This is a genomic window from Pseudomonas sp. SK (assembly GCF_012975065.1).
Taxonomy (GTDB): domain Bacteria; phylum Pseudomonadota; class Gammaproteobacteria; order Pseudomonadales; family Pseudomonadaceae; genus Aquipseudomonas; species Aquipseudomonas anuradhapurensis.
This window is the reverse complement of the sequence record NZ_CP051857.1, coordinates 892,071-904,660: the sequence shown is the minus strand read 5'-3', so window position 1 is coordinate 904,660 and position 12,590 is coordinate 892,071. Positions and strand designations below refer to the sequence as shown.

At 63.8% G+C, this 12,590-nt stretch carries 17 protein-coding genes and 1 riboswitch; of the genes, 7 read left to right on the top strand and 10 right to left on the bottom strand.

The window, feature by feature from the left end; translation table 11 throughout:
• The first annotated feature begins 42 nt into the window (after positions 1-42).
• The 3 genes from HG549_RS04155 (at position 43) to HG549_RS04145 (ending at position 2,910) form a co-directional block, all read left to right on the top strand.
• Positions 43-1,008 carry a 2-hydroxyacid dehydrogenase gene (locus HG549_RS04155; RefSeq protein WP_170028280.1) on the top strand — a complete coding sequence of 322 codons (966 nt, stop codon included), beginning with the start codon at positions 43-45 and terminating at the stop codon, positions 1,006-1,008.
• A gap of 52 nt (positions 1,009-1,060) precedes the next feature.
• On the top strand, positions 1,061-2,059 hold the full coding sequence (locus tag HG549_RS04150; RefSeq protein ID WP_170028279.1) for a class I SAM-dependent methyltransferase: 999 nt from the start codon (positions 1,061-1,063) through the stop codon (positions 2,057-2,059).
• Between the two features lie 39 nt (positions 2,060-2,098).
• Positions 2,099-2,237: riboswitch (yybP-ykoY riboswitch) on the top strand.
• 91 nt (positions 2,238-2,328) lie between these two features.
• Positions 2,329-2,910, top strand: coding sequence for a TMEM165/GDT1 family protein (locus HG549_RS04145; protein WP_170034036.1), 582 nt, complete (start codon positions 2,329-2,331; stop codon positions 2,908-2,910).
• A 124-nt stretch (positions 2,911-3,034) separates the two neighbouring features.
• Here the strand turns inward: HG549_RS04145 and HG549_RS04140 are convergent, their stop codons facing one another.
• The 4 genes from HG549_RS04140 to HG549_RS04125 all read right to left on the bottom strand — a co-directional run bounded on the left by HG549_RS04140 (position 3,035) and on the right by HG549_RS04125 (position 5,047).
• Complete coding sequence (locus tag HG549_RS04140; RefSeq protein WP_170028278.1) at positions 3,035-3,850, bottom strand: M48 family metallopeptidase; 816 nt, start codon at positions 3,848-3,850, stop codon at positions 3,035-3,037.
• A gap of 115 nt (positions 3,851-3,965) precedes the next feature.
• On the bottom strand, positions 3,966-4,586 hold the full coding sequence (locus tag HG549_RS04135) for an SOS response-associated peptidase (RefSeq protein ID WP_170028277.1): 621 nt from the start codon (positions 4,584-4,586) through the stop codon (positions 3,966-3,968).
• A gap of 15 nt (positions 4,587-4,601) precedes the next feature.
• The gene (locus HG549_RS04130; RefSeq protein WP_170028276.1) at positions 4,602-4,862 is read right to left on the bottom strand and encodes a putative signal transducing protein; all 261 of its coding nucleotides are present in this window, start codon (positions 4,860-4,862) and stop codon (positions 4,602-4,604) included.
• Positions 4,862-5,047 carry a CPXCG motif-containing cysteine-rich protein gene (locus HG549_RS04125; protein WP_170028275.1) on the bottom strand — a complete coding sequence of 62 codons (186 nt, stop codon included), beginning with the start codon at positions 5,045-5,047 and terminating at the stop codon, positions 4,862-4,864. Before HG549_RS04125 ends, HG549_RS04130 begins: the two co-directional genes overlap by 1 nt.
• A 122-nt stretch (positions 5,048-5,169) precedes the next feature.
• On the opposite strand from HG549_RS04125, the gene HG549_RS04120 reads away from it, so the two are divergent.
• Entirely contained in the window at positions 5,170-6,339 is a 1,170-nt protein-coding gene (locus HG549_RS04120; protein WP_170028274.1) for a 1-acyl-sn-glycerol-3-phosphate acyltransferase, read from the top strand.
• Positions 6,340-6,432: 93 nt separating this feature from the next.
• Here HG549_RS04120 and HG549_RS04115 read toward each other — a convergent pair whose 3' ends face one another.
• Positions 6,433-6,693 carry a hypothetical protein gene (locus HG549_RS04115; RefSeq protein ID WP_170028273.1) on the bottom strand — a complete coding sequence of 87 codons (261 nt, stop codon included), beginning with the start codon at positions 6,691-6,693 and terminating at the stop codon, positions 6,433-6,435.
• 160 nt (positions 6,694-6,853) lie between these two features.
• On the opposite strand from HG549_RS04115, the gene HG549_RS04110 reads away from it, so the two are divergent.
• Positions 6,854-7,060 (top strand): hypothetical protein, encoded by a 207-nt coding sequence (locus HG549_RS04110; RefSeq protein ID WP_170028272.1) that lies wholly within the window; start codon positions 6,854-6,856, stop codon positions 7,058-7,060.
• Positions 7,061-7,162: 102 nt separating this feature from the next.
• On the opposite strand, the gene HG549_RS04105 is transcribed toward HG549_RS04110, so the two are convergent.
• Complete coding sequence (locus HG549_RS04105; protein WP_170028271.1) at positions 7,163-7,747, bottom strand: YajG family lipoprotein; 585 nt, start codon at positions 7,745-7,747, stop codon at positions 7,163-7,165.
• A gap of 145 nt (positions 7,748-7,892) precedes the next feature.
• Here HG549_RS04105 and HG549_RS04100 point away from each other — a divergent pair, with 145 nt between their 5' ends.
• Together HG549_RS04100 and mqo are read left to right on the top strand one after the other, a co-directional pair.
• Positions 7,893-8,126 carry a hypothetical protein gene (locus HG549_RS04100; protein ID WP_170028270.1) on the top strand — a complete coding sequence of 78 codons (234 nt, stop codon included), beginning with the start codon at positions 7,893-7,895 and terminating at the stop codon, positions 8,124-8,126.
• A gap of 597 nt (positions 8,127-8,723) precedes the next feature.
• Positions 8,724-10,232 (top strand): malate dehydrogenase (quinone), encoded by a 1,509-nt coding sequence (gene mqo / locus HG549_RS04095; protein ID WP_170028269.1) that lies wholly within the window; start codon positions 8,724-8,726, stop codon positions 10,230-10,232.
• A 177-nt stretch (positions 10,233-10,409) separates the two neighbouring features.
• Here mqo and HG549_RS04090 read toward each other — a convergent pair whose 3' ends face one another.
• The 4 genes from HG549_RS04090 to HG549_RS04075 all read right to left on the bottom strand — a co-directional run bounded on the left by HG549_RS04090 (position 10,410) and on the right by HG549_RS04075 (position 12,460).
• On the bottom strand, positions 10,410-10,700 hold the full coding sequence (locus HG549_RS04090) for a PA4642 family protein (RefSeq protein ID WP_170028268.1): 291 nt from the start codon (positions 10,698-10,700) through the stop codon (positions 10,410-10,412).
• Between the two features lie 68 nt (positions 10,701-10,768).
• Positions 10,769-11,239 carry a hypothetical protein gene (locus tag HG549_RS04085; RefSeq protein WP_170028267.1) on the bottom strand — a complete coding sequence of 157 codons (471 nt, stop codon included), beginning with the start codon at positions 11,237-11,239 and terminating at the stop codon, positions 10,769-10,771.
• A gap of 187 nt (positions 11,240-11,426) precedes the next feature.
• Positions 11,427-11,900: a WbuC family cupin fold metalloprotein gene (locus tag HG549_RS04080; protein ID WP_170028266.1), complete on the bottom strand. Its 474-nt coding sequence runs from the start codon at positions 11,898-11,900 to the stop codon at positions 11,427-11,429.
• A 2-nt stretch (positions 11,901-11,902) separates the two neighbouring features.
• Positions 11,903-12,460 carry a hypoxanthine-guanine phosphoribosyltransferase gene (locus HG549_RS04075; protein WP_170028265.1) on the bottom strand — a complete coding sequence of 186 codons (558 nt, stop codon included), beginning with the start codon at positions 12,458-12,460 and terminating at the stop codon, positions 11,903-11,905.
• Positions 12,461-12,590 lie beyond the last annotated feature (130 nt).

Here is a 12,590-nt window from a genome sequence, read left to right as displayed (position 1 = left end):
GCGAATGGCCACACCGAATCCCGCCTTGCCCCGGAGAATCTCATGCCCAGCCCGCGTCGCGCCGTGTTTCTCGATCACCAGTCCCTGGACCTGGGCGACCTCGACCTCTCGCCCCTGAAGCAGCAGTTCGACGAATTCGAGCTCTACGCCGCAACCCGCCCGGACCAGGTCGCCGAACGCCTGCAGGGCGCGGTGGCGGTAATCAGCAACAAGGTCGTGCTCGACGCCGCGACGCTAGTCGCCAATCCGCAGCTGAAGCTGATCCTGATTGCCGCCACCGGCACCAACAATGTCGACCTGGCGGCGGCCCGTGCCCAGGGCATCACCGTCTGCAACTGCCAGGGCTACGGCACCCCCTCTGTGGCCCAGCACACCCTCGCCCTGCTGCTGGCCCTGGCCACCCGCCTGTGCGACTACAACCAGGCAGTAGCCGCCGGCCGCTGGGCCGAGGCCAGCCAGTTTTGCCTGCTGGACTTCCCTATCGTCGAACTGGAAGGCAAGACCCTCGGCCTGCTCGGCCACGGCGAGCTGGGCGGCGCGGTGGCGCGGCTGGCCGAAGCCTTTGGCATGCGCGTACTGAGCGGGCAGATCCCCGGCCGCCCGGAACGCCCCGACCGGCTGCCGCTGGACGAGCTGCTGCCACAGGTCGACGCCCTGAGCCTGCACTGCCCGCTGAACGAGCACACCCGGCACATGCTCGGGGCCCGCGAACTGGCGATGCTCAAGCCCAATGCACTGGTGGTCAACACCGCTCGCGGTGGCCTGATCGACGAGCAGGCGCTGGCCGACGCCCTGCGCAGCGGCCACCTCGGCGGCGTCGCCACCGACGTGCTGAGCGTGGAGCCGCCGGTCAACGGCAATCCGTTGCTTGAACCCGGCATTCCGCGCCTGATCATCACCCCGCACAGCGCCTGGGGCGCAGTGGAGTCGCGCCAGCGCATCGTCGGCCAGCTGAGCGAGAACGCCCAGGCCTTCTTCGCCGGGCAGCCGCGCCGCGTGGTCAGCTGAGCGCGGCGCCCGGCTCTGCTACACTGCGCCACTTTTTCAGGAGGCGTCGTCCATGGACCCGCGCAGTGAAGTGTTGCTCCGCCAGGCAGAGCTGTTCCAGGGGCCGCTGCTGCTCGCCGGTGCCCCCGCCGACGGCCTGCTCGGCCAGTTGCCCCAGGCCCAGGCCTGGACCTGGCATGCCGGCGATCAGGGCATCCTCGAAAGCCGTTACGCCGGCCGCAGCCACTACGGGGTCGAGCCGCCACAGGTGGCGTTCGACAGTGCCGTGCTGTTCCTGCCCAAGTCCCGCGAGCTGGCAGCCTACCTGCTCAATGCCCTGGCCGCGCGCCTGGGCGGCCGCGAGCTGTACCTGGTCGGCGAGAAACGTGGCGGCATCGAAGGCGCAGCCAGGCAGCTGCAGGCGTTCGGCAAACCACGCAAACTCGACAGCGCCCGCCATTGCCAGCTGTGGCAAGTGAGCATCGACCAGGCACCAGAAGCCAAACCCCTGGAAAGCCTGGCCGAACGCTTCGAACTCGCCCTGGAAGACGGCCCGTTGCACGTGGTCAGCCTGCCCGGGGTGTTCAGCCATGGTCGCCTCGATCGCGGTACAGCCCTGCTGCTCAAGCACCTCGATGGCCTGCCAAGCGGGCATGTGCTGGACTTCGGCTGCGGCGCCGGGGTGCTCGGCGCCACGGTGAAACGCCGTTATCCGCAAAGCCGCGTGACCCTGCTCGACGTGGATGCCTTCGCCGTGGCCGCCAGCCGCCTGACCTTGGCGGCCAACGGCCTGGAAGGCGAAGTGATCAGCGGCGACGGCATCGACGCGGCCCCTACCGAACTGAGCCTGATCCTGAGCAACCCGCCATTCCACACCGGGGTCCACACCAACTACCAGGCATCGGAAAACTTGCTGAAAAAATCGGCAATTCATCTGCGAAAAGGTGGCGAAATGCGCCTGGTGGCCAACAGCTTCCTGCGCTACCAGCCGCTCATCGAAGGCGCGCTGGGCAACTGCCGGGTGCGCGACGAAGCCGATGGCTTCCGCATCTACCAGGCAACACACGGATAAAAACAGCGCTTGCCGAAAGCGTTTTGCCTAGGCAGAATCCGCACCGTCCTAGGGGAGTAGTCTCCCGCGAGCGCCCAGCTCGCCCGGTACGCGTCAACATACTTGGCCCACAGGCCATGGCGCGTGCGACCCACCATGCAGGCTGCATGGCGAGATCCGCATAGACGGATCCAGGGTTTGACAAGACCTATGACACGCACACCTTACCCGGGGCGGGGAGGCTGTACGTGTCATAGCCGTGTCGACCCGCCCCCGTAGGAATCCTGATGCTGGAATCTCTGTTGGTCCCCACCGCAATCGTTGCGCTCGCCGAAATTGGCGACAAGACGCAACTGCTCGCGCTCATTCTCGCGGCCCGCTTCCGCAAGCCATGGCCGATCATCGCTGGCATCATCGCGGCAACCCTGGCCAACCATGCTGCGGCCGGTGCCGTGGGGGCATGGGTCGGCAGTTTCTTCAGCGCTGCGGCGTTGCACTGGGTGCTGGCCGCGAGCTTTACCGCCACGGCGCTGTGGACCCTGGTGCCGGACAAGATGGATGACGACGAGAGCCCGGCACGCCGCTTCGGGCCGTTCCTGACCACGCTGATCGCGTTCTTCCTGGCGGAAATCGGGGACAAGACCCAGGTCGCCACGGTGATGCTGGCGGCTCAGTATCCGCACCTGATCATGGTCATCATCGGCACCACCCTGGGCATGCTGATTGCCAACGTACCGGTGGTCCTGGCAGGCAACTTCGCAGCAGACAAACTGCCGCTGACGCTGATTCGTCGCCTGGCAGCGACAGCGTTCTTCGTGCTGGCGATCGTGGCCGTCTACTCGGCGATGAAGGCCAGTGGCTGGGTCGGGTAACCCGCAAGGCGGGGCTGCTGCGCAGCCCATCGCGACACAAGGCCACGCCTACAAGCAGTACGCGCCTGCTGTACGAGCGGCCTTGTGTCGCGACAGGGCCGCGAAGCGGCCCCATGACCAGCAATTACTTCTTGGCCGCCTGATACAGCGGCATCACCTTCGGAATCGCCGCCTGCAACGAAGCGATACGGCTCGACGACGCCGGGTGGGTGCTCATGAACTCGGGCGGTGCACCTTCGGAAGCCTTGGTCATCTTGTTCCACAGGGTGATCGCGGCATTCGGGTCGTAACCGGCACGTGCCGAGAGTTCCAGGCCAATCAGGTCGGCCTCGTTCTCGTTGGCCCGGCTGTTGGGCAGGGTCATGGCATAGTTCACCACCGTGTCGGCCAGGGCCATGCTGCTCTGGCCCAGGCCGAAGATGGCACCGGCACCCTGGCGGGCCATTTCCACGCCATACGCCTTGGACATCGCCTCGCGGCTGTGCTCACGCAAGGCGTGGGCGATCTCGTGGCCGACCACCGCGGCGATTTCCGCATCGGTGAGCTTGAGCTGGTCGATCAGCCCGGTATAGACGATGATCTTGCCACCCGGGCCGCAGTTGGCGTTGAGCTCGTCGCTCTTGATCACGTTGACCTGCCAGTCCCACTGCGCGGCATCCGGGCGGAACTTGGGGGCCTGGGCGATCAGGCGGTCGGCGATGGCCTGCACGCGCTTGGCATCGCTGCTGGACTTGTCGAGCACGCCTTTGCTGGACGCCTCGCCGAGGGTCTGCTGGTACGACTGGGCGTACATCTGGTTGACCTCGTCGGCCGATAGCATGCTGAACATGTATTGCTGGCGTTCGACGCCGACAGCACCGCCGCTGGTGGTATTCACCGCCTGGCAGCCAGCTAGCAGGATGCCAGCACTCAACAGGCTGACGACAAAAGACTTACGCATGAAAACACTCCCTTTACTACATGCGCCGTATCCTAGGCTGACTGGCCCGTGGGCCGCCATAGCCGTAGATAAGATTTCACACTGAAGCCAGACAACCTCGGGTGCACACCGGCCATCAGGCCGGGGTCAGGCACTCCGGGGCGTCCAGCTTCGGGTCATTGACAAAGTTGGCCAACGCCCGTTCACGCAACTGTGCCGACGGGCTGGCCAGCAGCTCGTGCAGGCGCGTCAGTGGCGTGTCCGGGTCAAGCCAGGCCGCCTGCCCTGCTTCGTCCAGGATCAGCGGCCGGCGCTGGTTCATCGCCGCCTGGGTTACCACCGCACAACTCAGCCACACCTGGTCCTGCACGGGGTAGGCCTCCCACACGGCGGCGAAGTATAGCGATGCGCCCTCCCCTGGGGTCAACCAATACGGGCGCTTGCGCACACTGCCACGCCATTCGTAGAAACCGTTGGCCGGCATCAGGCAACGCCGCTGGCGGAACGCATCACGAAACATCGGCTGTTCGGCCAGGGTCTCGGCGCGGGCATGGGCTGGGGTGCGGGACAGGTCGGTGAGCCAGGCCGGGGTCAGCCCCCAGCGCGCCTTGGCCAGTTGCAAATGGCCGTCCAACTGGCGCTGGATCAGCACCGAAGCCCCGGGCGAGATGTTCCATTGGGCCGGTTGCCCGGCAGGAAAGCCCGGTAGGCAGACCAGCGCCTGGGGCCAGCGAAACAGCGCGTAACGTCCACACATGGGCGAATTCAGAACCTAACAGATCAAGGTACCGGGGAAACTCTCCGGTTCGTCGCCAACCAGTGGCTGGGCGTCATTGTACGCATCGATCAGCTGTCGTGCGTATTCGGCCTGCTCATCAGCCACGGCCAGCCCCAGCAGGCCTTGCAGCGGCAGCTCGCCGGCAGCACCGACCAGGTCACGGCCAACCACGTGTACCACGACCCCTTCGCTGGCAAGCATACCCGCCAGCATTTCCGCCTCGAGCAGGCTTTCCGGTTCGTAGATGCGCTGCATCAGGTGTCATCCTCACGGCGGACTTCGAGCAGCCATTCGTCACCATGCACCTGCAGAATGCACACCACAGGCTGGCAACATACCTGGCAATCCTCGGTATAGACCTGGTCGCCAGCAGACAGATCGACGGTAGTTTCCACCCGTTCGCCACAATAAGGGCAATCGTAGAAGTCGGTTTCCAGCATCGCGGTCTCCGCAGTGACTTATGCGTATAATTGCCGGTCTGTTTACAGGGCCTGCGTGCGTCCGAGCCGTTTTTCGGAGCCCGTCCCTACCTTATTACCCTAGCCGTTTCCAACAAGAGAGCATGATGGGCGAATTCGATGCCATCCGACCGTACGACGACGCTGAGGTCCCTGCCGTTCTGGCACGCCTACTCAGCGACCCGGCATTCCTCGATATCCTCACCCACTTCCGCTTCCCGCGTGCCGCCGGCGCCCTGGGCTGGTTGCTCAAGCCGCTGATCGCCCGCCGCCTGCGCAAGGAATTCGCCGGCGTTACCTGTGTCTCGACCTTGCAGGACAAAGTCGAGTACTACGTCGACCAGACCATCGATCGCGCCACCGACGGCGTTACCTATTCTGGCGTCGAGCAGCTCAAGGCCGGCACGGCCTACCTGTTCCTGGCCAACCACCGTGACATCGTCATGGACCCGGCCTTCGTCAACTATGCGGTGTACCACGCCGGCCTGCCCACGCCGCGCATCGCCATCGGTGACAACCTGCTGCAAAAACCCTTTGTCAGCGACATGATGCGCCTGAACAAGAGCTTCATCGTGCACCGCTCGATCAGTGGGCGGCGCGAGAAGCTGGCCGCCTACCAGCTGCTTTCGGCGTACATCAACCACTCGATCCGCAACGACGTTACCTCGATCTGGATCGCCCAGGCCGAAGGCCGCGCCAAGGATGGTGACGATCGCACCGATTCGGCGATCCTCAAGATGTTCCACATGAGCCGCAAGGACGAAGCGTTCGGCGCGGTGATCCAGAGCCTGAACCTGACGCCGGTGTCGATCAGCTACGAATACGACCCATGCGACCAGGCCAAGGCCCGCGAGCTGTACATCCGCGCTACCACCGGCACCTACAAGAAGGCGCCGGGCGAGGACGACAACAGCATTGCCAAGGGCATTACCGGCTACAAGGGCCGGGTACATATCAACTTCGCCCCACCGGTGACCGAGTACTACGAGGACACCAAGCAACTGGCTGCCGAAATCGACCGTCAGATCCTCGGTGGCTACCGGCTGTTCCCGGTCCATTACCTGGCGTATGCGATGTGGGACGGCAAGGATGAGTCCTTGCAGGTGCCGAGTGCGGAAAAGGTATTCCCGGCTGATGAGCTGGCCCGGGCCAGGGAGGAATGGCAACGCCGCCTGGAGGCCTGCCCTGAGGAGCAGCGGCCGTATCTGGTGCTGCAATATGCAACGCCGGTGCGTAACCAGTATCAGGTCAGGCAGCAGGCATCGGTCGCCTGAAGGAACGCCGGGGCTGCTTTGCAGCCCATCGCAGGCAAGCCAGCTGCCACAGGGGCCGAGCTTGCCTGCGACGGGCGCAAGGCGGTGTCGAAATCAGACCCAGGTACTGAGCCAGGACAGCAGCAACGCCATCGCCAGGCACGAAAAACCCAGAATGTAGAAGTATCGCGGTACCCGCAGGTCGAACGCGTCGACCAGCACATCCTCCAGCGCCAGCATCTGGCGGGTTTCCGCCTCGCGGCGCCGTGCACTGTGCAGCAGCAACCCGCCCGGGCAGGTCAGCAACAGCGCCAGCAGATTGATCAGCTTGGTCGGATGGGCGGCCAGGAACCCCCAGAGCACTTGCAAGGACATCACGCAACCTCGGTGTGAGCGACGGCAAAGGCCCGCATTCTACCCAAGTCAAGCCCTGACGCCCGGCCCGGGCGACAAAGTGTCATTAAATTTCATCTGTCATGAGCTCGTCATCTGAACAGGCCACCCTGTCGGCCTTTCCATGACCCGGAGCTTGTTCATGCTGCATGCCGAAAACCAGGACCGCCTCTATCTGGTCGCCCAGAGCGATGACCAGCAGGCGCTGATCGATGGTTTTGCCATCAACGTGCAGGACCGCCAATGGCTGGTGTATTGCGCATTGGGCGGGCACGCGCATGAAAGCCTGCCGGATATCGATCCCCATACCGGCCTCAGCGTGCTGGATTTCCAGATAGAAGCTGCGTAACCCTGCGCCGGCCTGTTCGCGGGCGCGCCGGCAAAAAGTCCAGATAACAAAAAACCCGCTACCTGAAACCAGGCAGCGGGTTTTCTTCGTGCGGCTGAAGGCTTACTGCCCCAGCACCTGGCCGATGCTCGGGTCCTTGAACAGGCGGGTCAGGGCATCGCTCAGCACATCACCTACCAACTGGTTGTTGGTTTCCTGGTTCGGCGCCATGCCGAAACGCTGGTCCAGCGAGGCGCCGTAACGGCCACTGTAGGTACGGCCGCCGTTGGCGACGTCGGCACGGAAGGTAGCGCCGATGGTCGCCTCGGTGACGTACAGGTTGTCTTTCGGCGACTGGTACTTCAGTTCGGCCAGGGTCACGGTCAGCTGCGGCGCGTTATAGGCGTTGGGCGTCGGGGTGAAGCCGAGCAGACGCACGGCGGCTTCGGCCTGGGCCTGCAGCTTGGGCACGATGTCGTTACCGCTGACGCTGATGGTGCTGGTTTCGGGGTACATGCCACCACGAGTGCCCAGGGACTGCGACGCCCGGCCGTCAACCACCCGGACCACCACCGGCTGGCCATGGCCGACCGGGGCGAGCTGGGCCTTGAGCGTGGGTTGCGGGTTGAGTTGTTGCGGGCTGTGGGCACAACCAACCAGGCTGAGGCTGGCCACGGCGATCAAACCGAACAACAGACGTTGCAACATGCGCGTTACTCCAGAAAATGCGGCGAAGGCCCACAGTATACCCAGCGACACATCGACCAGTCATCGGCCTGGCCCGGTTGTCACAATGGTTTCATCGCCGCGCCCTTATCCTTGCGCCAAGCCCCAACGCACAGGACCTGCTGCCATGGCCTCGCTCTGGACCCTGCTCTTCCGACGCCCGCGCCACAACGCCTATGCCCGCCTCGACGCCGACGGCAAATGCCTGGCCTTCAAGCAATGCAGCCAGGCCCCCAGCGGCAGCGGCTGGGTCCGGGTCGGGGAAATCCAGCTCGCCTGGCTGGGCCGCGAGCTGCCCGCCAGCGCCCGGGTTTGCGCACGCGCAAGCCGCCGCTGGCACCAGCGCATCCTCACGGCCTGACAAACGCTGCAATAAAAACCACGAATGGCGACATTTCTGCGCGCGACATCGCTATAATCTCCCCCCGATTATAAGGACGTCTCCTGATCGGGCCCCGCATCGCCGCTTGACCCCGGCAACTTCACCGCTTCGCCCACAGAGAGCCTTCCACTCAGGTCTTGCATCGGCTGTCGTGCCTGCTTTCCGGCCCTTCACACTGCATGAACCTGCGGGTTGCCATCGCGCAGTCCCCTTTTGAGGTTCACGTCTCCAAAAGAGCGTGAAAAAACGGTTTTCACAACTTCACAAGAGTGTGGCGAGCAAATGAACAGTCTGGCATGTGCAAAAGCGGCAGATGTGTCCCGAACAGCCCTGAACAGGCGGCAAATGCGCTCATCGCGGATGAGTATCTGAGCCGTTCCATAACGCACGCACGACACCTTGACCATAAGTCGAATTGCCGCACCCGTGGCAAACGGCGTTCAATAGCGAACCCGAAGACTGATTGGCGGTGCCCGCGGAAGTTGCAAGAACTGCGATAAGTCGGACATGGCGATCCTGGCGACCCCAGGTCCTATGCTGTCAATTAGGTAGCTGTAGATTGTGGAGACGCGTTAAATGGCGCAGAACGAATCGGTTGATGTGGTACTGGTAGGCGCGGGCATCATGAGTGCCACCCTGGCCGTACTGCTCAAGGAGCTCGACCCGACCCTGAAACTCGAGGTCGTCGAGGCGATGGACTCCGGAGCCGCGGAAAGCTCCAACCCCTGGAACAACGCAGGTACCGGCCACGCCGGCCTGTGCGAGCTTAACTACACGCCGCAGGCCGCCGATGGCAGCATCGACATCAAGAAGGCCGTGCACATCAACACCCAGTTCGAGGTCTCGCGCCAGTTCTGGGCCTACCTGAGCAAGAAGGGCAACTTCGGCTCGGCGCGTGCCTTCATCAACCCTGTCCCACACCTGAGCTACGTCGAGGGTGACAAGGGTATTGCCTTCCTCAAGAAGCGCTTCGAGCTGCTCAAGCAGCACCACGCCTTCGCCGAGATGGAATACACCGAAGACAAGGCGCTGATGAAGGAGTGGATGCCGCTGATGATGCCAGGCCGCCCGGCCGACCAGCGCATCGCCGCCACCCGCGTACTCAAGGGCACCGACGTCAACTTCGGCGCACTGACCAACAAGCTGCTCAAGCTGCTGGGCGACGCCGAGCATGCACAGGTCAAGTACAGCAAGAAGGTCGTTGGCCTGCGCCGTAACGGCAGCGGCTGGACCGTGAGCATCAAGGACGTCAACAGCGGCGGCAGCCGCGAAGTGGACGCCCGCTTCGTCTTCCTCGGTGCCGGTGGCGCGGCCCTGCCGCTGCTGCAGCTGTCTGGCATTCCGGAAAGCAAAGGCTTCGGTGGCTTCCCGGTCAGCGGCCAGTGGCTGCGTTGCGACAACCCGGAAATCGTCAAGCAGCACCAGGCCAAGGTCTACAGCCAGGCTGCGGTCGGCGCCCCGCCGATGTCGGTACCGCACCTGGACACCCGCGTGGTCGACGGCAAGAAATCGCTGCTGTTCGGGCCATACGCCGGCTTCACCACCAAGTTCCTCAAGCACGGTTCGCTGATGGACCTGCCGCTGTCGGTGCGCATGGGCAACATCGGCCCGATGCTGGCCGTGGCCCGCGACAACATGGACCTGACCAAGTACCTGGTCAGTGAAGTGATGCAGTCGATGGAACAGCGCCTGGAAGCCCTGCGTCGCTTCTACCCGCAGGCCAAGGCCGAGGACTGGCGCCTGGAAGTGGCTGGCCAGCGCGTGCAGATCATCAAGAAAGACCCGAAGAAAGGCGGTGTGCTGCAGTTTGGTACCGAGCTGGTCTCGGCCCAGGACGGCAGCCTGGCCGCACTGCTCGGCGCATCGCCGGGTGCTTCGGTGACCGTGTCGATCATGCTGGAACTGATCGAGCGCTGCTTCCCCGAGCAGGCCAAGGGTGCCTGGGCTGCCAAGCTCAAGGAAATCTTCCCGGCTCGCGAGAAGACCCTGGCGACCGACGCTGCCCTGTACCACAAGATCAGTGCCGACAACGACGCGGCGCTGGACCTGGTGGAAAGCAGCCCGGCGGCCAAGCATTACGCCTGATCGGACCGGTAACGAAAAAACGCCCCTCGGGGCGTTTTTTTGTGCCTGGATACTCACCAACCTGTGCCGGCCTCTTCGCGGGCATGCCCGCTCCCACAGGTTCGGCGCCACCCTCAGGCTCTGTACTATCCCTGTGGCAGCGGGCGCGCCCGCGAAGAGACCGGTGCAGGCTAACGATCAACCACGGGCGTTGGCGATGATCTCGATGTACTCCGCCGCATTGCGCTGGTCGGCAATCAGCTCGACGAAGGTCTTGCCATGCTCGTCCTTGCCATCCAGGTCCAGGCCCGCTTCGACGAAGAAGCCGACAAAGCGTGCGAAGTCGTCGACGCGCAGGCCGCGGTAGGCCTTGACCAGCTTGTGCAGCGACGGCGAGGTCACCCCGTCGGCAGGCTCGAATTGCAGGAACGTCTTGATGTAGTCGTCGCTGATCTCGTCGCCGATTACCTGTTTCTTGTCTTTACGCATTGCCGACTCCAACTGGACCATCACGGGATTTCGAAGGCCGGCAGTGTACCCCCCGCAGGCCGCGCGCCTCAACGCGTACGTACAGTGCCGGTGTGCAGGTCGGCCCAGATATGGCCGTTACCGTAGGTGAGGAACTGTACATACAGCGTTTCGTTGCGCAGCAGGTCCATGATTACCCGGTAGTCGCTGACCGGGTAATTCAGGCTCAGGGTGCGAGTCTTCTCGTCATACACAGGCTTTTTCAGGCTCTTGGCCGCTTCCCCGTCGAAGGTCAGCAGCACCTGGGTAATGGTGGCGCCCTTGCTCAGTGGCTTGCCCTTGAGGCGCACCTGCAATGATGAAGTGATCGGGATCGGCTGCTGGTCGGACTGGCGCTGGGCCCCGACGACCACCGAATAATCGGTTACTTGCAGCAATTGCTGGCCGGTCGGCGCTTCCTGGCGCAAGGACTGGTCGTCAGGTGGCAGGAACTGGCTGTGCAGCGGTGCGGCGGCGAGTGGCAGGCTGACCGCCAGCAGGAGGGGAAGAATCGCACGCATGTGAGGCTCCTTGTATGAAGGGGCACTCTAGCACGGCGTGCACAGCCTCTTGTAGGAGCGGCCTTGTGTCGCGATCGGGCTGCGCCGCAGCTCCTCGATTGAAGCTTCGCCACCAACAGGGTCGGGGCCGCTTTGCGGCCCATCGCGACACAAGGCCGCTCCTACAGCTGAGTACGCCGGCCTGGCATCAATCGAACTGCGCAAGCATCCAGGCCTGGTACTCGGCAACGCCCTCGTCACCTTCGCGCGGCGCCCAGTGCGCGTGCTCGCCCTCGCCCACCGGCCGGTACGGCCCGGCCTTGCACTCGAACAGGATGCTGTCCGGCTCCAGTACCACCAACCCGTGGTAGGTGCCAGGCGCCAGGTCCACGCCCAGGCAGTCGCCGCCAGCCTGCAATATCCGCTTGCCGGTCACCGCACCCTGCTCATCGAACAACAGCAGGCCGAAGCGCCCCTTGAGGGCAAGCAGCGTTTCCGCCTTGTCGGCGCTGAGGTGGCGGTGCGGCGGGATGTAGGTACCCGGTTGCAGGCCGACTGCCATGCGGTGGCAGGGTTCTTCCATCTCGTGGAAATTATGGTGCTGGCGCCCGCGCGGGTTGGCGGCAGCCTGCGCGGCCAGCCCGGCGAACAACGCTTGGTCGATGAACGCAGGCTGGCGCATGGTTACAGCCCCTTGACGGCGAAGATGCCGTTGGCGTTGCGCCAGTAGCCTTTGTAGTCCATGCCGTAGCCGAAGATGTAGCGGTCGACGCAGGGCAGGCCCACGTAGTCGGCCTTGAGGTCCGGGCTGGCCTTGCGGTCGTGGTCCTTGTCGATCAGCACTGCAGTGTGCACCGAGCGCGCGCCGGCATGCTTGCAGAACTCGATGATGGCGCTGAGGGTATGGCCTTCATCGAGAATGTCGTCGACGATCAGCACGTCACGGTCGATGAACGACACTTCCGGCTTGGCCTTCCAGAACAACTCGCCGCCGCTGGTCTGGTTGCGGTAGCGGGTGGCGTGCAGGTAGCTGGCCTCCAGCGGGAACTGCAGGTGGGTCAGCAATTTGCCGGAAAAGATCAGGCCGCCGTTCATTACGCAGAACACCACCGGATTCTTGTCGTGCAGGTCCTTGCAGATCTGCTCGCCGACTTTGGCGATGGCCGCTTCGACTTCGGCTTCGGTGTACAGGCAGTCAGCTTCACGCATGACTTGACGGATATGCTCGAGATCGGCGGACATGGCGCTCTCCGGGTGGCAATTTGGAAAAGCGGGCAAAGGTACGCATCCGCTCGTCACAGATCAAGCATTTATGGACTAACGTCCAAAATGACCAGACGACAGCACAGGCTGAATAGATTAATCTAGCCCG